Origin of the sequence: Micromonospora echinaurantiaca (genome assembly GCF_900090235.1) — a bacterium.
Classification (GTDB): domain Bacteria; phylum Actinomycetota; class Actinomycetes; order Mycobacteriales; family Micromonosporaceae; genus Micromonospora; species Micromonospora echinaurantiaca.
This window is the reverse complement of record NZ_LT607750.1, coordinates 876,493-899,504: the sequence shown is the minus strand read 5'-3', so window position 1 is coordinate 899,504 and position 23,012 is coordinate 876,493. Positions and strand designations below refer to the sequence as shown.

Genomic DNA, 23,012 nt, shown 5'->3' with positions numbered 1-23,012 from the left:
GCGCTACTGTGCGTCTTCCTCATCTCCACCGTGTTAGTCGTGTTGGCTCTGCAGACGGCCACCGGCGTCACCTATCTGGGCGGCAGCTCGTACAACACGGAGTTCGCGAATCCAACGTGGTGGCTGGCCGGATTTCTCCTCTTCGTGCCGATATACCTGTCGTCCCGCCGCTACCCGAAGCACGCTGCCATTTCCGTTGTCGCAGCTCTCGTACCGCAGTTTGCTTTACCGACCGTAGTGGTCTACGGCTACATGGACGGGGGCTGGGGTAGCGGCCTCGAGTTCTTCGGCTACCTGTTTCCCATCTTCATGATGCCCCTATTCGCCGCCGCGGCGGCTGTCGGCGCTTGGCTCGGACGGCGCAAGCAGCGCCCCCAGGACGGGCTCCGTCTAGCCGGGCGGTGACGGCGGCTCGGGTGGGCGTCCGCGGGCGCGTGCCGCGTCGGCGATGGCGATCCCGGTGAGGACCGCGATAGCGGCGATGGCGGCCAGTAGCGGCGGTAGGAGGAGCATCGGCGGTGTCAGGGCGACCAACACGAGCAGCCCGATCACCCGGTCCCGGGATACGCGGCTGAACACCGCGTACTCGAAGAAGGAACGCCCGACCAGGAATAGCGCGGGCCCGCCGAGGATGACGGCGACCCAGGCCGGCCGTGTGTGCCCGAGTGGATGGGCGATGACGATTTCGTCGCCCACCGCGGTCGCGACGATGCCGGCCATCATGAGCAGATGAGCGGTTAGCGCCGACACGGCTAAGCGGTCTGGGTGGGGCGCCGCTGCGATGGCAGCCGGCAACAACTGTCCCGAGCGGTAGATGTAGATCCGCCAGAACAGCGCCGTGCCGACGAACGACACCACGAACGCCGCGGTCCGATCAGCCGCGAAGCCGGTGCCACTGAGGGTCAACGCGGTGACCAGGATCAACTCGCCGAGCGCGATGACGAAAAGCTGCCGGTACCGCTCGGCCAGATGCTCGGCAGCGATCGGGTACTCCGATTCGGGCGAGCGACCCAACCCCGGCGTGGGGAAGCGGAATCCGCGTGCCGTGTAGTCCACGGCGACCGCCAGCGTCCACAACGCCCCACGCGCCCCGCCGTGCGCGAGCGCCCCCGCGATCCACGGCACCGCCGACACACCAAACCAGAACAACACCCGCACGCTTCTGCTCTGCAATTCATGGCCACGCAGAGCGAGGACGAGGAAGATTTGGCGGCCGACATGGATGGCGACGTACATGCCCGCGAAGACCAGACCTCGCTCGCCGAACGCGTCGGGCAGCGCGACCACCATCACCAAACTGCCGAGCATGGTCGCGGTCACCAGCAGCTGTATCCCCGGCCGCTGCGGGTCGTACAAGTCGGTTATCCACGCCGTGACGGACCAGACCCACCACATCGCCAGCAGCAGCACCAGCGTCTGGAGAGCGCCGCTCCACGTGAGATCCTGGATCAGCTCGTTCGAGAGCTGGACGAGCGCGACGACGAACACCAGGTCGAAGAACAGCTCCAGGAAGTTTGCGCGCCGCGGCGCTTCGGGTCTTCGCAGCAGCTTGGCACCGCTCGTCGTCATCAACCCGCCCGTTCTGCCGGCTTTGTCTCAGGCTTGAAGCCTTCGTACCACGGCGCAGCGCCGGTGAATTCGGATATGCGGCCTGGCCTGAAACCGGGCGGCCCCGCTGCACGGGCGGCCTCGGTCCAGGCCTCAGGGGGCCGTCAGTCGCTTGATCGCGCGACCTAGCTCGGATACGTCCGCATCCCGACGCCATGGCACGGACCTGGTCCGGTTCTTCTTCGGCTTGATTGGCCTAGAGCTTGTCTTTGGCCAGGTCGTAGGCGGCGAACGGTGCGGCGCTAGCCGAGATTCAGAACCTCATCGTCCGCGTGCGCGCCGAACTCGGCGACGCGCACCTCCGCGATGTGCTCGTACCGGTTGATCCGGTCGGTCCACTCCGCATCGACCCCGAACGCCACCTGCGCGAAGCCCACCCGGCCGACGGCCTCGGCCAAGCCCGGATCGCCCGGGGCCAGCAGCCGCACCGGCGCGTCAAGCGCCACGGTGTGCGGCGGCACGAAGTACTCGTCCGGCAGAACGGTGCGCGCATGGACGAGCGCGCCAACTGCGACAACCGAGCCGGCCCCCAACCGCGCGCACTGCAGGACCGTCGCCGCGGTCGCCACATAGACGCACCTGCCGACCTCGCAACCCAGCAGCGTGGCATGCGGCCCCACGAAGACATGGTCGTCGACAAGCACCGGCTGATCGCCGGCGACCGCAGACCCGCGCAACACCGCGTTCTCGCAGATCACCGCCGCCTCCCCGACCTCGATCCGAGACCCCTCGGCATCGAGCACCGCACCGTACATCACCCGCGCCCTCGGGCCCACGCGGACATCACCGACCAGCGTGGCCGTCGGGGCGACGTAGGCGGTGGGATGGACCTGCGGCTCACGCCCGCGATGCCGGATGCGGATTCCCCGCGTTTCAGCGATCACGAACGGATCGTCGCCCGACTGACCGCGAGCATGCTGGCGGATTTCAGACGTGGCATCCGCGATCTGAGGCACTACAGTCGTCGGCTGTCCAGTCGGCAGTCTCGTTGCCCGCCTTGATCAGTTCTGGGGCGACATGGAGCAGGAGGGACGTCTCCAGTTCCCCGGCGTTGCTGTCATCGGCCGGTTCTCTGATCTTGTGTGCCGGCGTTAATGCTGGTGGTGATTGGTGGGCGCGGCAGGTTTCGAACCTGCGACCCCTCGCTTGTAAGGCGAGTGCTCTCCCACTGAGCTACGCGCCCGGAACGCCCGTACGGGGCCGGAGGTTGGCAAGCTTACCCTGCCCGCCACCGGCCCGGTCGCACGGCGTGCCCGACCGGGTCAGGCCGCGGCGGCCTCGGCCAGCGCCTTGCGCCACGCCTGCTGGTCGCGCGCCTCGCCCGGGCCGTTGCGCTCGGCGAAGCGGACCAGGCCGGCCTTGTCGATCACGAACGTGCCCCGGTCGGCGAAGCCGGCGGTCTCGTTGAACACGCCGTACGCCTGGGCGACCGCGCCGTGCGGCCAGAAGTCGGCCAGCAGCGGGAACTGGTAGCCCTCCCGGTCGGCCCACACCTTGTGGCTGTAGACCGAGTCGACGCTGACGGTCAGCACCTGGACCTGGTCGTTGACGTAGTCGTCGAGGTTGTCCCGTACCTCGGCCAGTTCACCCTGGCAGGTACCGGTGAAGGCGAGCGGGTAGAAGACCAGCAGCACGGTGCGCCGGCCGCGGAAGTCCGAGAGCCGGACCTCCTGGTTGTTCTGGTCCTTCAGCACGAAGTCCGGCGCCTCGGCGCCCACCTCGATCGGCATGCCAGCTCCTGGGGATCAAGTCGGGACGGCACCCAGCCTGTCACACCCGGCGGCGGCCGGGCCGGGCTGCCGGGTGCGGCCGCCGGTGGCAGCGGCTGCCGGACGGGCGGAGCCGGCCTACTTCCGGCTCTTGGCGCCGCGGCGCAGGACGAGCCGGGCGCCGCTCCAGTCCCGGCCGGCGTTGACGGTCGAGGTCTGCTGGAGGCCGGCGGTGGGTGCGGACTCGGCGATCTCGCTCGGCTCGACGTGCCCCTCGCGCCCCGCCTTGGGCGTGAGCAGCCACACGACACCGTTGTCGGCCAGCGGGCCGAGGGCGTCGACGAGGAGCTCGAAGAGATCACCGTCGCCGTCGCGGTACCAGACCAGCACCGCGTCGACCACCTCGTCGGTGTCCTCGTCGACCAGCTCTCCACAGCGGTCGGTCAGGGCGTCCCGGAGATCCTGGTCGACGTCGTCGTCGTACCCCATCTCCATGACGACCATCCCCGGCTCGATCCCGAACCGGTCCGCCAGGCTGCGTACCCCGTCGGCGGCCTGACCAGCGGTCGCGCTCACTGTCGCGTGCCTCCTCATCTCATCCCTGCTGCCGACGTCGGCGACGCCGTCAGGCAAAGTCCACACAGTTGTGGCTCCCCGCGCAAGTGGCGCACCGGGTGGAACGGAATTTACCGTGCCAGGAGCGTACGGGCACCCTGGGTAATGGCTTCCTCGGAGACCAGAACCTGACGTGCCGCCGGACCTAATGGTACAAACGAGTCAACTCCGGCGACTCGCCGCGCCGCACCGACATATCCGGCATCGACCAGAGCGGCGATGACCCCCTCGCCGACCCCGCCCGACCGCCGGGTCTCGTCCACCACCAGCACCCGCCCGGTCGCGGCCGCCTCCCGGATGATGTCCGCCACCGGCAGCGGCGCCAGCCAGCGCAAATCGACCACCCGGGTGCCGATCCCCTCGTCGGCGAGCGTCGCGGCCGCGCGCAGCGACATCCGTACGCCGTTACCGAAGGTGATGATCGTGATGTCCTCGGCCGAGCCGACGCCGTAGACCCGGGCCCGGCCGATCGGCACGTGCCCGCTCACCCAGGCGCCCGGCTCGGGATAGCCGGCCAGCCACTCCCCGTCGCCCTCGGCGTACAGGTCGCGGGTGTGATAGAGCGCGATCGGCTCCAGGAAGACGCAGACGCTGCCGTCCACCGCCGCGCTGGCCAGGCAGGTCCGCAGCATCGGCGCGGCGTCGTCCGGCCGCGCCGGCACCGCGATCACCAGGCCCGGCACGTCCCGGAGTACGGCCACCGAGTTGTCGTTGTGGAAGTGCCCGCCGAAGCCCTCCTGGTACGCCAGCCCGGCCACCCGCACCACCATCGGGTTGCGGAACGCCCCCTGCGAGAAGAACTGCATGGTGGCCGCCTCGCCACGCAACTGGTCCTCGGCGTTGTGCAGGTACGCCAGGTACTGGATCTCCGGCACCGGCAGCATCCCGGCCAGCCCGGCGCCGAGCCCGAGCCCGAGCACCGACGTCTCGTCGAGCAGCGTGTCGAAGACCCGGGCCGCCCCGAACCGGTCCCGCAGCCCCTTGGTCACCCCGTACACCCCGCCCTTGGCGGCCACGTCCTCGCCGAAGACGGCCATCTGCGGGTGGTCCAGCATCCCGTCGGCGAGCGCGGCGTTGATGCTCTGCGCCAGCGTCAGCGGGCCGGCCAGTTCGGGCGGCTTGCCGCCGAACGACTCCGCCCGGGCGGCCGCGCCGGGGCCGCTGGCCCGGGCCGCCGCGTCGGCCACCGCGCGGGCCACCCGCACCGGCCGCCGGGGCGCGAGCGGGGCGACCACCTCGGCCGGGGCGGTCAACTTCGGCTCGTCGAGCACCTCCTCGGCGATCCGCCGCACCCGCCAGCCGATCTCGTCGTACCGGGCCAGCAGGTCAGCACCGGTGGCCACGCCCGCCGTGACGAGCAGCCGCGCGGTGCCGACGACCGGGTCCCGCTCCAGGTCGGCGGCGATCTCCTCGGCCCCGCGGTACGCGGTCTCGACGTCCGCGCCGGCGTGCCCCATCAGCCGCACGGTGCTCAGGTGCAGCACCGCCGGCCGCCGGTGCCGGCGCACCCAGGCGGCCGCCTCCGCCGCCACCTCGTACGCCCGCCGCAGGTCGGTGCCGTCCGCTGCGAAGTAGCGGAGCCCCGGCCTGGCCTGCAACGCGGTGGCCACCCAGCCCCTCGGGGAGCGGACGCTGATGCCCAGCCCGTTGTCCTCGCAGACGAAGAGCACCGGGATGCGCAGGCCGGTGTGGTCGTACCAACCGGCGGTGTTGAACGCGGCGGTGGCGCTGGCGTGGTTGACCGAGGCGTCGCCGAAGGAGCAGACCACGATGGCGTCCGGTGGCCAGGGCGCGTGCTCGGCGCCGCCGCCGCTGCCGATCCGCACCCCGGTGCCGGTGCGCCGCCCGGCCATGTCCAGCCGGCGCAGCCGTTCCACCGCCAGCCCCATCCCGACGGCGCGCGGCAGGTGCGAGGCGATGGTCGAGGTGGTCGGCACGACCGCCAGGTCGGCGCGGCCGAAGACCTTGTGCCGGCCACCGGCGATCGGCTCGCGCGCCGAGGCGACCATCCCGCGCAGCACGTCCCGCGCCGCTTCGGCGTACCCCCGGGCGAACGGCCGGTCCCCGGCGGGCCCGGCGGTGGCCTCGCCACTTCCGGCGGCGTCCGCGCCGTCGGCGGCGGCCGGGTCCTGGTCGGCGGTGGCGTCGGCCGCGTCGCGCGCCGGACCGGTCGCGTCCGCCGGGCCGGCGGAATCGGGCTCGGCGGAAACCTGCGCGGCCCGGACGCAGTAGAAGGCGCCGGAGCGGTAGTGCAGCAGCGCCGGGTCGGTGGCCCGTACCGCGGCGGCGACCGCGGCGTTGCCCTCGTGGCCGGCCGAGCCGATCGTGTAGTACCCCTCGCCGAAGCTGCGCAGCCAGCGCCCGGCGAGGTCGAGCTGCCGGCTGGTGACCTGCGCGTCGAACAGGTCGAGCGCCTGCGCGCCGGTCAGCGCCGCGCCGTCGGTGACCGGCTCGGCCGGGTCACGCCGCTGCTCGGGGGCGGCCAGCGCGGCCAGCGCCTCCCGGAGCCGGTCGTCGAGATCTTGCGGGGTGGTCACGTCGGACAGCATTACCGACGATGGGCCGGCTCGCCCAGTCGGACACGAACCGCCCCGGGCGGATCAGTCGGTGCCGCAGGCCTCCGGGCAGCCGCCGTCGGAGACCTTCCAGACCAGGTCACGAAGGGTGGACAGCTCGTCGGTGGTGAGCCCGGCGAGCAGTCGGGAGTCGGACATCACCTCGTGCACCCGCTGCCGCATCCGGCGGCCGGCGTCGGTCACCACCAGGGTCTTCTGCCGCCGGTCGGCCGGGTCCACCTTGCGCTGGACCAGCCCGGCCTGTTCCAGCTTGTCGACCAGGGCGGTGACGTTGGAGCGGTCGCAGCGCAACTGCTCGGCGAGGTCGCGGGCGGGCAGCGGATGGTCCGGGTCGAGTTCGTGCAGGGCCCGGGCGACCGCCGGGGTCAGCCCCAGCGCGGCGATCTCGACGTCCTGGTGGTGCCGCAGGGCGGCGGCGACGTGCATGATCCGCCGCACCGCGTCGCCGGCCAGCCCGGAGGGCCGGTCCACGTCGGGCCCGGTGGAGGAAGCGGTGCTCTGCGCCACGCTCCCATCCTACTTTGCCAGCGAATAGTTGAGCGGCTCCACTATTGAGCAGGCCCAGGTCAGCCGGATCCGGCGTCCGCGCCCACTACCTCGCCGAGGTGGCCCGCTCCTGCCGCGACCCGTCGCGCCGGTCATCCGGCTGGTGATCCGGCCGGGCCGCCGCCCGGGGGTCATCCGGCTGGTGATCCAGCCGGGCCGCCCGGCGGGAGCGGTGGGCGGCCCCGGCGCCCGCCAGCAGGAGCGCGGCCGTCGCCGTGGCGGCCACCACCGGCGACCGGCTCAGGTGGAGCCCGCCGAGGAGCGCGACGCCCAGCACGGCGGCCAGCAGGGTGCCGGTGGAGACCAGCGCGGAGAGCGCGGCGGCCGCGCCGACCGGCACGACGGCGGCCAGCCGGGCGACCAGCGGGCTGAACGCGGCGGCGTGCGCGGCGCCGCCCACCAGCAGCAACGCGGCCGCTCCCGGCCACGGCCAGCCGTCCCGGGACAGTGCCCAGACCGCCAGCACCACCACTGCCAGCACCGGCGGGCCGGCCACCGGGAGGGCGTCGCGCCACCGCCCGGGCAGTCGCGGCACGCCCAGGCCGCAGAGGGCGAACCCGGCGGCGTACGGCAGGAAGGCCAGCCCGGCGCCGAGCGCGTTCATCCGCAGCCCGTCCTGCAACCACAGGGTGAGGTTGAACAGGAAGCCGGCGTAGCAGCCCATCACCGTCGCGGCCGCCAGCAGGCCGACCGCGACGCCGGGCAGCCGCAGCACGGTCACGTCGAGCAGCGGCGCCCCGCCCCGGCGGGCGAGCCGGTCCTCGTACCGCAGGAAGAGCCCGAGCCCGACGGCGCCGGCGGCGGCCACGGCCGGCACCGACCACCCCGGCCACCCCAGGTCCCGGCCGAGCACCAGTGGCACCACCAGGGTGAGCATCGCGGTGCAGAGCAGCAGCACCCCGGGCGGGTCGAGCGCCTCCCGACCGCGCGGGTCCGGTGCCGCGGCGAGCACCCGCCGGCCCAGCGCCAGCAGCAGCACCCCGACCGGCACGTTGACCAGGAACGCGGCCCGCCAGGCGAGCCCGCCGAGGTCCAGGGTGACCAGCAGACCGCCGACCACCTGCCCGGCCGCGACCCCGAGCGCCAGGATCATCGAGTACGCCCCGATGGCCCGGGCCCGGGCCGCGCCGTCGAACCGGGCCTGGATCAGCGTCAGCACCTGCGGCACCAGCAGGGCCGCGGTGGCGCCCTGGACCACCCGGGCCAGCACCAGGCTGCCCGGTCCGGGGGCCAGCCCGCAGGCGAGCGAGGCGACGGTGAAGCCGGCCAGGCCGAGCAGGAAGACCCGGCCCGGACCATGCCGGCTGCCCAGCCGTGCGCCGGTGACCACCAGCACGGCGAAGGCCAACGTGTAACCGGCCAGCACCAGCTGCGCCAGCGCCGGCGGGCCGGCCAGGTCGGCCCGGATCGTCGGCGCGGCGACCGCGGCGATCGAGGTGTCCATCGAGGCCATCGCCTGCCCGGTCAGCAGGACGACGAGCAGCGCGGCACGCCGCTTCGAGTTCGGCTCGCTCATTCCGCCACCCTGCCGGCGGCCGGGCCCGGCGTCTTGTCGATCCTTGCGCCCGCCGGCGCTGGCTACCCTGGCGGGCATGCGGACCAGCACCGTGCTCGCCAGCCGTCCGGACTTCCGGATCCAGGCGGTGCGCTGCCGCGACGACCACACCCGCTGGTCGACACCCGAGCGCAACTCGGCGTACGGGATGGTGCTCACCCGCCGCGGCGGCTTCCGGCGGCACGGACGCGGCGGCGAGGAGTTCGTCGACCCGACCGTGGGCTACCTGACGGTGCCCGGCGAGGAGGAGCGTTTCGCCCACCCGGCCGGCGGCGACGACTGCACCTCGCTGCACCTGTCGGAACGGCTCTGGCGGGACCTCTTCGCCGACCGGCCGGCACCGGCCGTGGTGCACGTCGATGCCCGCCTCGACCTGGCCCACCGGCTGCTGCTACGCGCCGCCGCCCAGCCCGACCCGGACTTCGCCGCCGCCGAGCGGCTGGTCCGGCTGGTCGCCGGAGCCGCCGGACCGGCACCCGGCGCGCCGGAGCGGGACCGGCCGCTGGTGGCCGCGGCCCGGGCGGCGGTACGCGACGAAGCACCCGAGGCGGCCGGACTGCTGCCCCTGGCCCGAGCCCTCGGGGTGTCGCCGTACCGGCTGAGCCGCTCGTTCCAGGCGCTGGTCGGGGTGCCGCTGACCCGGTACCGCAACCGGCTGCGCGTCGGGCGGGCACTCGACCTGCTCGCCGCGGGGGCCGACCTGGCCACCGTCGCGGCGGAGCTGGGCTTCGCCGACCAGGCACACCTGACCCGGACGGTCCGCGCCCAGCTGGGGCAGACCCCGGGCCGGCTCCGCCACCTGCTCCGCGAGGGCTGACCCACCCGGACTTCCGCATCTCGGCCGCAGCGCGTACTCTTTGTTCAGAACTTATTGAACGTTCGGAACGAGGAGATGATGACGGAACTGACCGCCCAGCGCCGGTACGCCGAGGACGCCGCCGTCGTCCTCAGCGGGCTCGGGTTGCAGCCGGCATACGGCAAGCTGCTCGGCTGGCTGCTGGTCTGCGACCCCCCGTGGCAGACCAGCAGCCAGCTCGCCGAAGGGCTCGGGCTCTCCAAGGGGTCGGTCAGCACCGGCATGCGGTTGCTGGAGACCAGCGGCGTGGCCCGCCGGGTGCCGGTGCCGGGCCACCGCGGCCACGCCTACGAGGTCCGGCCGGACGCGATCATCCGGATCGCCGCCGACGCCACCAAGTTCCGGGCGTTCCGGGAGCTGATGGAACGCGGCTTGGCGATGGTCGGGGGTGCGGACGCCCCCGGCAGCGAGCGGCTGCGCGTGATGCGCGACTTCTACGCGTTCGTCGAACGCGAGGTGCCCAAGCTCGTCGAACGCTTCGAGGCCGAGTACCAGGGGAAGGGAGACCGCGATGGCTGAGCTCGCCATCGAGACGGAGAAGCTGGTCAAGACGTACGGCCGCAACCGCGGCCTGACCGGGTTGGACCTGCGGGTCGAGCCCGGCGAGGTGTACGGGTTCCTCGGCCCGAACGGGGCCGGCAAGTCCACCACCATCCGGCTGCTGCTCGACCTGATCCGCCCGACCAGCGGCCGGGTCAGCGTGCTCGGCGCGGACCCCCGCCGCGCCGGGGTGGCGCTGCGCCGCCGGGTCGGCTACCTGGCCGGCGACTTCGTCGTCGACGGCCGGCAGACCGCCCGCGAGCTGCTGACCTACCTGGGCAACCTGCGCGGCGGGGTGCCCCGGGCCCGGATCGAGGAGCTGGCCGACCGGCTCGACCTGGACCTCGGCCGGCGGATCAAGGGGCTGAGCAAGGGCAACCGGCAGAAGGTCGGCGTGGTGCAGGCGTTCATGCACGAACCGGAGCTGCTCATCCTCGACGAACCGACCAGCGGGCTGGACCCGTTCCTGCAACAGGAGTTCCTGTCCCTGGTGCGCGAGGCGCGGGCCGACGGCCGGACGGTCTTCATGTCCTCGCATGTGATGAGCGAGGTGCAGCAGACCGCCGACCGGGTGGGCATCATCCGCGAGGGCCGGCTGGTGACCGTCGCCCGCGTCGAGGAGCTGCGCGAGCAGGCCGTCCGCAAGGTCGAGATCCACTTCGCCGACCCGGTCACCGAGACCGAGTTCAGCGTCCTGCCCGGCGTCAGCGAGGTCACCGTCACCGGCACCACCCTGCGGTGCCGGCTCGAAGGGCGGGCCGACGCGCTGGTCAAGGCGGCGGCCGGGCACACCGTCGTCGGGCTGCTGTCCGAGGAGCCCGACCTGGAGGAGATCTTCTTCGGCTACTACGCCCGCGAGGAGGACACCCGTGTTGCTGCGTGACCCGTTCACCAAGGCGCTGCACGACGCGCGCCGGTCGCTGCTCGGCTGGACCGTGGCGATCGTCGCCGTCGGCGCGATGTACGCCTCGTTCTGGCCGACGGTGCAGACGCCGGAGATGAAGGAGGCGCTGGCGGCGTATCCGGAAGGGGTGCTGGAGGCGTTCAACTACAGCGACCTCACCACCGCGGCCGGCTACCTCGGCAGCGCCGTCTACGGCCTGCTGGTGCCGTTGCTGGTAGCGGTCTTCGCCATCGCCGCCGGCACCCGGGCGGTGGCCGGCGACGAGGAGGCCGGCACCCTCGACCTGGTGCTGGCCCACCCGGTCAGCCGGGCCCGGCTCGCGCTGCTGCGCTTCGCGGCGGTGGCGGCCGGCATCGTCGCGGTGGCCGTCCTGCTCGGCCTGGCCATGGTCGCGCTGAGCGGGCCGGCCCAGTTCGACGGCATCGGCGCCGGTGGCTTCGCGGCGATGACCGTGCACCTCACCCTGTTCGGGCTGACCTTCGCGGCGCTCGCCTTCGCCGTCGGCGCGGCCACCGGGCGACGGGCCGCGGCGCTCGGCACCGGCGCCGCGGTGGCCGTGCTCGGCTACCTGGCGAACTCGGTCTTCCCGCAGGTGGAGGGGCTGACCTGGGTACGGGAGCTGTCCCCGTTCCACTGGTACCTGGGCGGCTCGCCGCTGGTCGACGGGGTGCAGCCGGCCGGCGCGCTGCTGCTGATCGGCACCACCGTGCTGCTGGTCGCCGCCGGCACCGTCGCCTTCGACCGGCGGGACCTCGCCGTCTGAGCAAGCCGGAAAGGGCTCCTTGTTCGGCCGTTGGCGACGACGAGGAGCCCTTCCGGTCATCTGGCGGTCACCCACGCTCGGGACGCTCCCCAGGTCGGCAAGAACCGGACTCTGGGGAGGAATTCGTGGCACTGTCCCGACGAACGATCCTGTTGAGCGGCGCGGCGCTCGGCGCGGCCGGCGCCGTCGGCCTGCCCGCGGCCGCCGGCGCGGAACCCGCCGCGGGCCCGGCGCCGTCCACCGGCACCCGCCGGCTGGCGTACCCGTTCACCCTCGGCGTGGCCTCCGGTGACCCGGACCACGACGGCTTCGTGCTCTGGACCCGGCTGGCGCCTCGGCCGCTGGCCGAGGACGGCCTCGGCGGGATGCCGGACCGGGTGGTGCCGGTGCGCTGGGAACTGGCCGCCGACGAGCGGTTCCGGCACGTCGTCCGGCGCGGCGTGGCCTGGGCGCGGCGCGGGTCGGCGCACAGCGTGCACGTCGAGCTGGACGGGCTGCTGCCCGGCCGGGAGTACTTCTACCGGTTCCGGGCCGAGGGCCACCTCTCCCCGGTCGGCCGCACCCGCACCGCGCCGGCGCCGTGGAGCATGCCGGCCGCCCTGGCCATGGGCTTCGCCTCCTGCTCCCAGTACGAGCACGGATACTTCACCGCCTACCGCCGGCTGGCCGAGACCGAGCCGGAACTGATCCTGCACCTGGGCGACTACCAGTACGAGTACGCGCCGGACACCTACAACGCGCCCGGCGGCAACCCGCGTGACCACGAGGGCCCGGAGACCCGGACGCTGGCCAACTACCGGCAGCGGCACGCCCAGTACAAGACCGACGCCGACCTGCAGGCCGCGCACGCCGTCGCGCCGTGGGTGGTGGTCTTCGACGACCACGAGGTGGAGAACAACTGGGCCGACGAGACGCCCGAGGCGCCGGACCCGGAGTTCGCCGCCCGGCGGGCGGCGGCCTTCCAGGCGTACTACGAGAACATGCCGCTGCGCCGGACCTCGGTGCCGCGCGGCATCGACATGCAGCTCTACCGGCGGGTCCGCTGGGGCCGGCTGGCCACCTTCCACATGCTCGACACCCGGCAGTACCGCGACGACCAGGCCTGCGGCGACGGCTACCGGGACTGCGCCGCGGCCGCCGACCCGGCCCGCTCCATCACCGGCGCGGAGCAGGAGGCGTGGCTGCTGGACGGCTTCCGCCGCTCCGACGCCCGCTGGGACATCCTCGGCCAGCAGGTCTTCTTCGCCCAGCGGGACAACAACTCCGGGCCGCTGACCGTCACCAGCATGGACGCCTGGGACGGCTACGTCGCCTCGCGCGACCGGATCACCCGGGGCTGGCTGGCCGCCGGGGTCCGCAACCCGGTGGTGCTCACCGGGGACGTGCACGCGCACTGGGCCAGCGACCTGAAGCTCGACTACGCCGACCCGACCTCCCGCACGGTCGGCAGCGAACTGGTCTGCTCCTCGATCACCTCGGGCGGCGACGGGGCCGACTCGGCGACCGGCTCGCACCCGTGGCTGGCGTTCAACCCGCACCTGCGGTTCCAGAACAACCTGCGCGGCTACGTCCGCACCACGATCACCCCGGGTCAGCTCACCGCCGACTTCGACGTGCTGCCGTACGTGAGCCGGCCGGGCGCGCCGGCGCACACCCGGGCCCGGTTCGTCATCGAGGACCGGGTGCCGGGCCTGCACCTGACCGCGGACCACCCGCTGCCGGCCGCCGCCGCCCGCCGCTCGGCCGACGCCGTCGACGAGGGCCGCCGCACCGTCGAGGCGGAAACCGCCCGCCCCTGACCCACCCCTGACCCACCCCGCCGCCCGCCCCCGGGCCGTACCGGACGCGCACCCAGGGCGACCGCACGAACAGGGAAAGAGTGGCCATTCCGGCTGGGATGGCCACTCTTTCCCTGTTCGTGCTCGCGGGCCGGCGGTCGGCGCGGGCCCGGGGTCAGCCGGGGAGGAAGGACAGGCGGACCTTGCGGGAGGTGTTGTCGCCGTTGGTGTCGACCAGGCAGAGCGACTGCCAGGTGCCCAACGCCAGCCGCCCGTCCAGCACCGGCAGCGTCGCGTACGGCGGGAGGAACGCGGGCAGCACGTGGTCCCGGCCGTGCCCGGCCGAGCCGTGCCGGTGCCGCCAGCGGTCGTCGGCGGGGAGCAGGTCCTCCAGCGCGGCGAGCAGGTCGTCGTCGGAGCCGGAGCCGGTCTCGATGATCGCCAGCCCGGCAGTGGCGTGCGGCACGAAGACGTGCAGCAGACCGTCGCCCTGACCGGAGACGAACCGCTCGGCTTCGCCGGTGATGTCCCGGACGGTGGGCCGGGAACCGGTCTGGACGCTGATCACCTCACTGCGCATACGTCGCATTCTGCCGCAGGGTGCGGTCAGTAGCTGCCGCCACCGCCACCGGAGTCGCCGCCCCCGCCACCACCGCCGGACCAGCCGCCGCCCGAGTCGCCCCCGCCCCACCAGCCGCCGCCGGAGTCGCCCCCGCCCCACCAGCCGCCGCCGGAACCCGCGCCGGACCGGTCGCCGGCCGGGTCGTCCCGGCCGTAGTCGCGGTCGCTGTAGTCCGTGCCGACGTCCCCGGTGGGGCCGGCGTACAGCGCGCCCCCCGCCGCGTCCTGCGGGCGGCGGCGGCCGCGCGGTCGCCGCGCGTCCCGGATCAGCCCGACCCCGAGCAGCGCCAGGGTCGCGCCCGCCGCCGCGATCATGAACGCCCCCGGTGACACCAGCCAGCCGGCCACCCCGCCGACCGCCGTGCCGACCACCCCGACGGCGGTCATCGCCCCGCCGAGCACCACCGGTCGCCATCTCATGCCGGCAGGGTAGGGAGGCCGGACAAGCCCGCCCGGCGGGCGACCGGCACCCGGCGCGAGCGGCCCGCGGCCGGCCGGATCGCCGCGGAACGTGGCCCGGCCGGCCGATTGCGCAAAGTTACTGGTGGGTACCTGTGTCGAGCGTCGCGTCTCGGGGCGGTGGACGTGACGGCAGGCGGCACAAGGGGGCAGGATGGCGCTAGAGACCTATCCCACACACAACCGAGGGAACGCCAGTGGCCACGGAACGCAAGCGCCCGGTGATCACCGCCGGTCTGCCGAGCCAGCTTCCGGACATCGACCCTGAAGAAACCAGCGAATGGGTCGAGTCGCTCGATGGTGTCATCGACGAGCGCGGAACCAAGCGCGCCCGCTACGTCATGCTGCGCCTGCTGGAGCGGGCCCGCGAGCGCCAGGTCGGGGTGCCGTCCCTGACCACCACGGACTACATCAACACCATCCCGCCGGAGCGCGAGCCGTGGTTCCCGGGTGACGAGCACGTCGAGCGGCGGATCCGGGCGTACGTCCGGTGGAACGCGGCCATGCTGGTGCACCGGGCGCAGCGCCCGGAGATCGGCGTCGGCGGGCACATCTCCACCTTCGCCAGCTCGGCCTCGCTCTACGAGGTGGGCTTCAACCACTTCTTCCGGGGCAAGAACCACCCGGGTGGCGGCGACCACATCTTCTACCAGGGCCACGCCTCGCCCGGCATGTACGCGCGGGCGTACCTCGAGGGCCGGCTCACCGAGCACCAGCTCGACGGGTTCCGCCAGGAGCTGTCCCACCCGGGCGGCGGCCTGCCGTCGTACCCGCACCCGCGGCTGATGCCGGACTTCTGGGAGTTCCCCACGGTCTCCATGGGCCTGGGCGGGCTGAACGCGATCTACCAGGCGCGGTTCAACCGCTACCTGCACCACCGGGGCATCAAGGACACCTCCGACCAGCACGTCTGGGCGTTCCTCGGCGACGGTGAGATGGACGAGCCGGAGACGCTCGGCGCGATCGGCGTGGCCGCCCGCGAGGAGCTGGACAACCTCACCTTCGTGATCAACTGCAACCTGCAGCGGCTGGACGGCCCGGTCCGCGGCAACGGCAAGGTCATGCAGGAGCTGGAGGCGTTCTTCCGGGGCGCCGGTTGGAACGTCATCAAGGTGGTCTGGGGCCGGGAGTGGGACCCGCTGCTCGCCGCGGACACCGACGGCGCGCTGGTCAACCTCATGAACACCACGCCGGACGGCGACTACCAGACCTACAAGGCGGAGTCCGGGGCGTACGTGCGGGAGCACTTCTTCGGCCGCGACCCGCGCACCCGCAAGATGGTCGAGCACCTCAGCGACGACGAGATCTGGAACCTCAAGCGGGGTGGCCACGACTACCGCAAGCTCTACGCGGCCTACAAGGCGGCGATGGAGCACACCGGGCAGCCGACGGTGATCCTGGCCAAGACGATCAAGGGCTGGACGCTCGGCTCGCACTTCGAGGCCCGCAACGCCACGCACCAGATGAAGAAGCTGACGCTGGAGGACCTCAAGACCTTCCGCGACCGGCTCTTCCTCGACATCCCGGACAAGGCGCTGGAGGAGAACCCGTACCTGCCGCCGTACTACACGCCGGGTGAGAAGTCCGACGAGATCGCCTACCTCCACGAGCGGCGCAAGCAGCTCGGCGGCTACCTGCCGTCGCGGCGCACCGAGGGCAAGCGGCTGGTCATCCCCGGCTCGGAGCGGTTCTCCGACGTCAAGCGGGGCTCGGGCAAGCAGAAGGTGGCCACCACGATGGCCTTCGTCCGCCTACTCAAGGACATCATGAAGGACAAGGAGTTCGGCAAGCGCTGGGTGCCGATCATCCCGGACGAGGCCCGCACGTTCGGCATGGACTCGCTCTTCCCGACGGCGAAGATCTACTCGCCGCACGGGCAGCGGTACACCGCCGTCGACCGGGAGCTGTTCCTGTCGTACAAGGAGGCCCTCGGCGGGCAGATCCTGCACGAGGGGATCAACGAGGCCGGCTCGGTCGCCTCGTTCACCGCCGCCGGTTCGTCGTACGCGACGCACGGCGAGCCGATGATCCCGATGTACATCTTCTACTCGATGTTCGGGTTCCAGCGCACCGGCGACGGGCTGTGGGCGGCCGCCGACCAGATGGCCCGGGGCTTCCTGCTCGGCGCCACCGCCGGCCGCACCACGCTCAACGGTGAGGGGCTCCAGCACGAGGACGGCCACTCGCACCTGCTCGCCGCCACCAACCCGGCGGTGGTCGCGTACGACCCGGCGTTCGCGTTCGAGATCGCGCACATCGTGGAGAACGGCCTGCACCGGATGTACGGCGAGGCGCAGGAGAACATCTTCTACTACCTCACCGTCTACAACGAGCCGATCCTGCAGCCGGCCGAGCCGTCAGACGTCGACGTCGAGGGGCTGCTCAAGGGCATCTACCGCTACTCCCCGGCGCCGCAGGTCGACGGCGACGCCCCGAAGGCCAACCTGCTGGCCTCGGGCACGGGCATGCAGTGGGCGCTGCGGGCGCAGCAGCTGCTCGCCCAGGACTGGGGCGTGGCCGCCGACGTCTGGTCGGTGACGTCCTGGACCGAGCTGCGCCGGGACGCGGTCGAGTGCGAGGAGCACAACCTGCTCAACCCGGGCGCCGAGCAGCGGGTGCCGTACGTCCAGCGGAAGCTGGCCGACGCCGACGGGCCGAAGATCGCGGTCAGCGACTGGATGCGCGCGGTGCCGGACCTGATCGCCCGCTGGGTGCCCGGTGACTACACCTCGCTCGGCACCGACGGCTTCGGCATGTCGGACACCCGGCACGCGCTGCGCCGGCACTTCCACGTCGACGCCGAGTCAGTGGTGGTGGCGACGCTGCGGCAGCTCGCGCTCCGCGGCGTGGTGCCGGCCACCGTGCCGGCCGAGGCGGCCAAGAAGTACGCCATCGAGGACGTCAACGCCGCCCCGGTCGGCGAGACCGGCGGCGACAGCTAGGCAGCACGCGAGGAAGGGCCCGGCGCGATCCGCGCCGGGCCCTTCGTCGTCCCCGCGACCCGAGAGCGGGGCAGGCGCGATCAGGCGGTGGTCCGGTGTCCCTGGCGGGGACCCGGGCCACCGCCGTCGCGGGTGACGCCAGGACGGAGCCCGGTCAGCCGACGGCGGCCAGGTCGGTCAGCCGGGCGAGCGAGTCCTCCAGGTCGGCGCCGACCCGACGCAGGCCGAGCCGGAGCAGGGCGGCCTTGACCGGACCGGCCGGCCAGCGTACGACGATGAGCCGCACGATCGTCCCGCCCTCCTCCTCGTCGGGGGTGAGCTGGACGTAGATCTCGGTGCGCGCCTCCGCCCGGGCACCGGCGCCCCTGGCACGTTCGCGCCAGCCGATCAGGGTCGGCTCCTGATAGGCGATCACTTCGGCCTCATGCGCCGCGCCACGTCCGGCCTGGACCAGCTGCCGCCGCCCGAAGCCCTCCCCCGAGAGCACCTCGGCCGCGCGGACCCCCGCCAGCCAGGCCGGCAACTGCTCGGCCCGCTGCACGACGTCCCAGACCGCTTCCATCGGCGCCGCCACGTGCGCACTGCGTTCCACGAGGATCATTTCCGTCTTCCTCCAGTGAGGACATCCCACGATATCGGCACTCTATGCACAAATTCGGACTTACCTGGACGGGTTCGGAAAAGACACGCCGAAAACCATTGCCTTGCCGGCGACGAGCGCCTATGGCGTATTCGCCGGCCGCGTCCTAGAGTCCGAACACGTTTCGTGTTCACCGGGAGGGCGCATGCCGACCGAACCGATGCCCGACTTCCCCGCCGGCTTCCGCTGGGGCGTCTCGACCTCCGCCTACCAGATCGAGGGCGCCGTCGGGGTGGACGGCCGGGGATCGTCCATCTGGGACACGTTCGCGCACTCCCCCGGCCGGATCGTCGACGGCAGCACCGGCGACGTGGCCTGCGACCACTACCACCGGCACGCCGAGGACGTCGACCTGATGGCCGGCCTCGGCGTCTGCGCGTACCGCTTCTCGATCGCCTGGCCCCGGGTCCAGCCCGGCGGCACCGGCGCGGCCAACCCGGCCGGCCTGGACTTCTACGACCGGCTGGTCGACGACCTGCTGGCCCGCGACATCGACCCGGTCGCCACGCTGTTCCACTGGGACCTGCCGCAGCCGCTCGAAGACGCCGGCGGCTGGCTGAACCGGGACACCGCGCACCGCTTCGCCGAGTACGCCGACCTGACCGCGGCCCGGCTCGGCGACCGGGTGAAGCTCTGGATCACCCTCAACGAGCCGTTCGTCCACATGAGCCTCGGCCACGGCATGGGGGTGCACGCGCCGGGCCGGATGCTGCTCTTCGACGCCTTCCCGGTCGCCCACCACCAGTTGCTCGGCCACGGTCTCGCCGTCGGCGCGCTGCGCGCCCGCAGCACCAGCCCGGTCGCCATCGCCAACAACTACTCGCCGGTGCGGCTGGCCGGCGACACCGACGCCGACCGGGCGGCCGCGGCCGCGTACGAGGCGCTGCACAACCGGCTCTTCACCGACCCGCTGCTCGGCCGCGGCTACCCGGCCGGACAGGACTTCGACGCCGGCGTGGTCCGCGACGGCGACCTGGCGGTGATCGCCGCGCCGATCGACGTGCTCGGCGTCAACTACTACAACCCCACCGCGGTACGCGCCCCGGAGGAGGGTTCCCCGCTGCCGTTCGACCTGGTGCCGCTGGACGGCTACCCGCGGACCGCCTTCGACTGGCCGGTCGCGCCGGACGGGCTACGCGACCTGCTCGGCTGGCTGCGCGACACCTACCGCGACGACCTGCCGCCGATCGAGATCACCGAGGGCGGCTGCGCCTACGACGACGCCCCGGACGGCACCGGCCGGGTGCCCGACCCGGAGCGGATCGCCTACCTCGACGGCCACCTGCGCGCGGTCCGGGCCGCCCTGGACGACGGGGTGGACGTGCGTGGTTACTTCGTCTGGTCGCTGCTGGACAACTGGGAGTGGGCGGAGGGCTTCACCAAGCGCTTCGGCCTGGTGCACGTCGACTTCGACACCCAGGTCCGCACCCCGAAGTCCTCGTACGCCTGGCTCCGCGACCTGATCGCGGCCAGTCGCCGGGCGCCGGCCGCGTGACCACCGTCGACCCGACGCCGGCCTCGCTGCCGGCGGCGCTGGCCGAGCCGACCGTCCCGGTCCGGCGCGGCTGGATCGCGCTGATCTTCGCGGCCAACCTGGGCGTGTGGATGGCCTTCTTCACCCCGATCCAGGTGCTGCTGCCGCAGCAGGTGGAACGGATCGCCCCGGCCGACAAGGAGGCCGCGCTCGCGCTGGTCACCGGCCTCGGCGCGCTCGCCGCGGTGCTCGCCAACCCGCTCGCCGGCGCGCTGTCCGACCGGACCTGCCTGCGCCTGGGCGGCCGGGAGTTCGGTCGCCGGCACGTCTGGACCGCCGGCGGGGCGCTGCTCGGCGCGGCGGCCCTGGCGCTGCTGGCGCAGCAGCGCACCGTGCTCGGCGTGGCGCTCGGCTGGGTCGCCGCGCAGGTCTGCTTCAACGCGATGCTGGCCAGCCTCACCGCCGCCGTGCCGGACCGGGTGCCGGTCACCCAGCGCGGCGGGGTCTCCGGCTGGGTGGGCATCCCGCAGGCACTCGGGCTGGTGCTCGGCGTGGTGCTGGTGACCGCCGTGGTGACCGGCAACGCCAACGGCTACCTGGCGATCGCCGTGGCGGTGCTGCTGCTGGCGCTGCCGTTCACCCTGGTCACCGCCGACGACCCGCTGCCCCGCGGGCACCGGCCGGCGCTGCGGCTGCGCGCCCTGCTCGCCTCGATGTGGGTCTCCCCGCGGGCCCACCCGGACTTCGGCTGGGCCTGGATCACCCGGTTCCTGGTCCAGCTCGGCAACGCCCTCGGCACCCTGTACCTGCTCTACTTCCTCACCGACCAGGTGCGGCTGGCCGACCCCGAGGGCGGCCTGCTGGTGCTGATCCTGCTCTACACGGCCGGGCTGGCCGCGACCGCGGTGCTGGCCGGGCGGCTCTCCGACCGCTCCGGCCGGCGGAAGGTCTTCGTGATCGCCGCCGGCGGGATCATGGCGGTCGCGGCGCTGCTGCTCGCCGTCGCACCGGTCTGGCCGATGGCGGTGCTCGCCGCGCTGCTGCTCGGCGCCGGTTACGGCGTCTACCTGTCGGTGGACGCCGCGCTGATCACCCAGGTGCTGCCCCGGGCCACCGACCGGGCGAAGGACCTCGGCGTGATCAACATCGCCAACTCCGCCCCGCAGGTGCTCGGCCCGGCGCTCTCCGCCCCGCTCGTGGTGCATCTGGGCGGTTATCCGACGCTCTACGCGGTCACCGCGGCGGTCACCGTGCTGGGCAGCGTGCTGGTGCTGAAGATCCGCACGGTGCCCTGACCGGTACCCCTGGCCGAATCCGGTGGCGCATCGCCGTAGGCTGGAGGACGTGACGGTACGTGTACGCTTCGCCCCCTCCCCGACCGGTATGTTCCACGTCGGCGGCGCCCGCTCGGCCCTGCAGAACTGGATCTACGCCAAGCAGCAGGGCGGGGTGTTCGTGCTCCGCATCGAGGACACCGATGCGGCGCGGAACAAGCCGGAGTGGACCGAGGGCATCCTCTCCGCGCTGGACTGGATCGGCATCGAGCGCGGCAGCTACGAGGGCCCCTACTTCCAGTCGCAGTACGCCGGCGAGCACCGGGCCGCCGCGGCGCGGCTGCACGAGTCGGGCCGGGCGTACTACTGCGACTGCACCCGGGAGGCGGTGCAGGCCCGCACCGGCTCGCAGTACCAGGGCTACGACGGTTTCTGCCGGGATCGCGGCCTGGGTCCGGGCGAGGGCCGGGCGCTGCGCTTCCGTACACCGGACGAGGGCGAGACCGTGGTGGTCGACCTGATCCGCGGCGAGCCCACCTTCGAGAACAAGCTGATCGAGGACTTCGTCATCGCCCGCGGCGACGGCTCGCCGGTGTTCCTGCTGGCCAACGTCGTGGACGACATGACGATGGGGATCACCCACGTGATCCGGGCCGAGGAGCACCTGCCGAACACCCCGAAGCAGCAGCTGCTCTGGGACGCCCTCGGGGTCAAGCCGCCGACCTGGGCGCACGTGCCGGTGGTGGTCAACGAGAAGCGGCAGAAGCTCTCCAAGCGCCGGGACAAGGTCGCCCTGGAGGCGTACCGGGACGAGGGCTACCTCGCCGCCGCGATGCGCAACTACCTGATGCTGCTCGGCTGGGCGCCCTCCGGCGACCGGGAGATCGTGCCCTGGTCGGTGATCGAGGAGGAGTTCCGGCTGGCGGAGGTCAACCCGTCGCCGGCGTTCTTCGACGAGAAGAAGCTGCGCGCGTTCAACGGGGAGTACATCCGGGCGCTGCCGATCGAGGACTTCGTCGAGGCCTGCCAGCCCTGGCTGACCGGCACCGGCACCATCGCGCCGCCGCCGTGGCAGCCGGCCGAGTTCGACGCCGACGCGTTCGCCGCGGTGGCCCCGCTGGCGCAGACCCGGATCGCGGTGCTCAGCGAGATCGTGCCGAACGTCGACTTCCTCTTCCTCGCCTCACCGCTGATCGACGAGGCGGCCTGGGCCAAGGCGATGAAGGAGGGCTCGGCGGAGCTGCTGGAGGCGGCGATCGCGGCGTTCGAGGCGCTGGAGTCCTGGGACGCCGAGTCGCTCAAGGCCGCCCTGGAGGCGGTCGGCGCGGAGCGCGGGCTCAAGCTCGGCAAGGCGCAGGCCCCGGTCCGGGTCGCGGTCACCGGTCGGACCGTCGGCCTGCCGCTGTTCGAGTCGCTGGAGGTGCTCGGCCGCGAGCGCACCCTGACCCGGCTGCGCGCCGCCCGGGTGCGCCTGGTCTGACCTCGGTCGACCCCGGGCGTCAGCCGCGGGCGGAGCGGCGGCGCAGCAGCAGACCGACGACAAGGGCGGCGAGCAGCACGGCCCCGCCGAGCGCCCAGAGCCAGCCCCGGCCGCCCGAGTCCGCGCGCTCCTCGGCGGCCGGCACCGCCGAGCGGCTGGCGTCCGCACTCGACGTGGCCGCCGGTCCGCCCGAGGGCGACGCCGGGGGGACGGCGGTGGCCGAGGTGGTGGCCGGGGCGGTGGCCGACGCCGAGGGGTCGGCCGGCGTGCCGGTGGTGAGGGTGAACCGCACCTCGCCGGAGACCGGGTGCCCGTCGCTGGAGGCCACCCGGTAGCCGACGATGTAGAGCCCCGCCTTGCCGGGCTTGAACGGCAGGCGGACCCGGTTGCCGGTGAAGGTCGGCGCCCCACCCGACGCGGCCACATTGTCCGGCCCGGTGACTGTGATCTTCGTCGTGGCCGGGTCCGGCTTGGCCAGGAACCGCAGTTCGATCCGGGCCGGCGCGGTCGCCACCCGGGCGCCGTCGCGCGGATCGCTGCCGGTCAGCGAGTTGTGCGCGGCCGCCGGCGCCGCCGGCAACAGAGACACGCCGAGCGCCACGCCGAACGCCGCTGGCCAGGTACGCGCCACACGTGCGACCCTGCCCCCCATGACACCCTCCGCAAAGGTAC

The 23,012-nt window shown here is 73.1% G+C and carries 21 protein-coding genes and 1 tRNA gene; 10 read left to right on the top strand and 12 right to left on the bottom strand.

Translation table 11 applies throughout. The annotated features are described in order from the left end of the window. The first annotated feature begins 39 nt into the window (after window positions 1–39). A complete protein-coding gene (locus GA0070609_RS04205) occupies window positions 40–405 on the top strand; it encodes a hypothetical protein (protein ID WP_157748053.1) in 366 nt (121 codons plus the stop codon). Here GA0070609_RS04205 and GA0070609_RS04200 read toward each other — a convergent pair. The 8 genes from GA0070609_RS04200 to GA0070609_RS04165 all read right to left on the bottom strand — a co-directional run bounded on the left by GA0070609_RS04200 (window position 391) and on the right by GA0070609_RS04165 (window position 8,570). Then, complete coding sequence (locus GA0070609_RS04200) at window positions 391–1,569, bottom strand: low temperature requirement protein A (protein WP_088992573.1); 1,179 nt, start codon at window positions 1,567–1,569, stop codon at window positions 391–393. The two genes, GA0070609_RS04205 and GA0070609_RS04200, sit on opposite strands and share 15 nt — an antisense overlap. Before the next feature lie 281 nt (window positions 1,570–1,850). Next, window positions 1,851–2,564: a gamma carbonic anhydrase family protein gene (locus tag GA0070609_RS04195; RefSeq protein ID WP_197700212.1), complete on the bottom strand. Its 714-nt coding sequence runs from the start codon at window positions 2,562–2,564 to the stop codon at window positions 1,851–1,853. Window positions 2,565–2,716: 152 nt separating this feature from the next. Then, window positions 2,717–2,791, bottom strand: a tRNA-Val gene (locus tag GA0070609_RS04190). 79 nt (window positions 2,792–2,870) lie between these two features. Further along, entirely contained in the window at window positions 2,871–3,338 is a 468-nt protein-coding gene (locus tag GA0070609_RS04185; RefSeq protein WP_088992572.1) for a peroxiredoxin, read from the bottom strand. A 117-nt stretch (window positions 3,339–3,455) separates the two neighbouring features. Next, the gene (locus GA0070609_RS04180) at window positions 3,456–3,893 is read right to left on the bottom strand and encodes a DUF3052 domain-containing protein (protein ID WP_088992571.1); all 438 of its coding nucleotides are present in this window, start codon (window positions 3,891–3,893) and stop codon (window positions 3,456–3,458) included. 110 nt (window positions 3,894–4,003) lie between these two features. Beyond that, window positions 4,004–6,481: a transketolase C-terminal domain-containing protein gene (locus tag GA0070609_RS04175; RefSeq protein ID WP_088992570.1), complete on the bottom strand. Its 2,478-nt coding sequence runs from the start codon at window positions 6,479–6,481 to the stop codon at window positions 4,004–4,006. Between the two features lie 51 nt (window positions 6,482–6,532). Beyond that, a complete protein-coding gene (locus GA0070609_RS04170; protein ID WP_088997482.1) occupies window positions 6,533–6,934 on the bottom strand; it encodes a MarR family winged helix-turn-helix transcriptional regulator in 402 nt (133 codons plus the stop codon). Between the two features lie 166 nt (window positions 6,935–7,100). After that, window positions 7,101–8,570 (bottom strand): MFS transporter, encoded by a 1,470-nt coding sequence (locus GA0070609_RS04165; RefSeq protein ID WP_088992569.1) that lies wholly within the window; start codon window positions 8,568–8,570, stop codon window positions 7,101–7,103. A gap of 76 nt (window positions 8,571–8,646) precedes the next feature. Between GA0070609_RS04165 and GA0070609_RS04160 the strand changes: the two genes are divergently transcribed. From GA0070609_RS04160 to GA0070609_RS04140, 5 genes are all read left to right on the top strand, one after another. Further along, window positions 8,647–9,426 carry an AraC family transcriptional regulator gene (locus GA0070609_RS04160; protein ID WP_088997481.1) on the top strand — a complete coding sequence of 260 codons (780 nt, stop codon included), beginning with the start codon at window positions 8,647–8,649 and terminating at the stop codon, window positions 9,424–9,426. Window positions 9,427–9,504: 78 nt separating this feature from the next. Continuing rightward, window positions 9,505–9,984: a GbsR/MarR family transcriptional regulator gene (locus GA0070609_RS04155; protein WP_088992568.1), complete on the top strand. Its 480-nt coding sequence runs from the start codon at window positions 9,505–9,507 to the stop codon at window positions 9,982–9,984. Then, entirely contained in the window at window positions 9,977–10,888 is a 912-nt protein-coding gene (locus tag GA0070609_RS04150) for an ABC transporter ATP-binding protein (protein ID WP_088992567.1), read from the top strand. The genes GA0070609_RS04155 and GA0070609_RS04150 overlap by 8 nt, the downstream gene beginning before the upstream one ends. After that, entirely contained in the window at window positions 10,875–11,672 is a 798-nt protein-coding gene (locus GA0070609_RS04145) for an ABC transporter permease (protein ID WP_231928531.1), read from the top strand. Before GA0070609_RS04150 ends, GA0070609_RS04145 begins: the two co-directional genes overlap by 14 nt. Before the next feature lie 125 nt (window positions 11,673–11,797). Then, window positions 11,798–13,471, top strand: coding sequence for an alkaline phosphatase D family protein (locus tag GA0070609_RS04140; protein ID WP_088992566.1), 1,674 nt, complete (start codon window positions 11,798–11,800; stop codon window positions 13,469–13,471). A 154-nt stretch (window positions 13,472–13,625) separates the two neighbouring features. On the opposite strand, the gene GA0070609_RS04135 is transcribed toward GA0070609_RS04140, so the two are convergent. Both GA0070609_RS04135 and GA0070609_RS04130 read right to left on the bottom strand, forming a co-directional pair. Continuing rightward, window positions 13,626–14,030 carry a YjbQ family protein gene (locus GA0070609_RS04135; RefSeq protein ID WP_172899285.1) on the bottom strand — a complete coding sequence of 135 codons (405 nt, stop codon included), beginning with the start codon at window positions 14,028–14,030 and terminating at the stop codon, window positions 13,626–13,628. A 26-nt stretch (window positions 14,031–14,056) separates the two neighbouring features. After that, window positions 14,057–14,491 carry a hypothetical protein gene (locus GA0070609_RS04130; protein WP_157748052.1) on the bottom strand — a complete coding sequence of 145 codons (435 nt, stop codon included), beginning with the start codon at window positions 14,489–14,491 and terminating at the stop codon, window positions 14,057–14,059. A 236-nt stretch (window positions 14,492–14,727) separates the two neighbouring features. Between GA0070609_RS04130 and aceE the strand changes: the two genes are divergently transcribed. Then, window positions 14,728–17,472, top strand: a complete 2,745-nt coding sequence (gene aceE / locus GA0070609_RS04125) for a pyruvate dehydrogenase (acetyl-transferring), homodimeric type (RefSeq protein WP_088992563.1) — start codon at window positions 14,728–14,730, stop codon at window positions 17,470–17,472. Window positions 17,473–17,626: 154 nt separating this feature from the next. Here aceE and GA0070609_RS04120 read toward each other — a convergent pair whose 3' ends face one another. Then, window positions 17,627–18,073, bottom strand: a complete 447-nt coding sequence (locus GA0070609_RS04120; protein WP_088992562.1) for an SRPBCC family protein — start codon at window positions 18,071–18,073, stop codon at window positions 17,627–17,629. Window positions 18,074–18,257: 184 nt separating this feature from the next. Between GA0070609_RS04120 and GA0070609_RS04115 the strand changes: the two genes are divergently transcribed. The 3 genes from GA0070609_RS04115 to gltX are packed head-to-tail and all read left to right on the top strand — an operon-like array spanning window position 18,258 to window position 22,340. After that, on the top strand, window positions 18,258–19,607 hold the full coding sequence (locus GA0070609_RS04115; protein WP_088992561.1) for a GH1 family beta-glucosidase: 1,350 nt from the start codon (window positions 18,258–18,260) through the stop codon (window positions 19,605–19,607). Continuing rightward, window positions 19,604–20,881, top strand: coding sequence for an MFS transporter (locus GA0070609_RS04110; RefSeq protein WP_088992560.1), 1,278 nt, complete (start codon window positions 19,604–19,606; stop codon window positions 20,879–20,881). Before GA0070609_RS04115 ends, GA0070609_RS04110 begins: the two co-directional genes overlap by 4 nt. Before the next feature lie 49 nt (window positions 20,882–20,930). Continuing rightward, window positions 20,931–22,340 carry a glutamate--tRNA ligase gene (gene gltX, locus GA0070609_RS04105; RefSeq protein ID WP_088992559.1) on the top strand — a complete coding sequence of 470 codons (1,410 nt, stop codon included), beginning with the start codon at window positions 20,931–20,933 and terminating at the stop codon, window positions 22,338–22,340. A 19-nt stretch (window positions 22,341–22,359) separates the two neighbouring features. Here gltX and GA0070609_RS04100 read toward each other — a convergent pair whose 3' ends face one another. Beyond that, on the bottom strand, window positions 22,360–22,971 hold the full coding sequence (locus GA0070609_RS04100) for a copper resistance CopC family protein (protein WP_231928530.1): 612 nt from the start codon (window positions 22,969–22,971) through the stop codon (window positions 22,360–22,362). Window positions 22,972–23,012 lie beyond the last annotated feature (41 nt).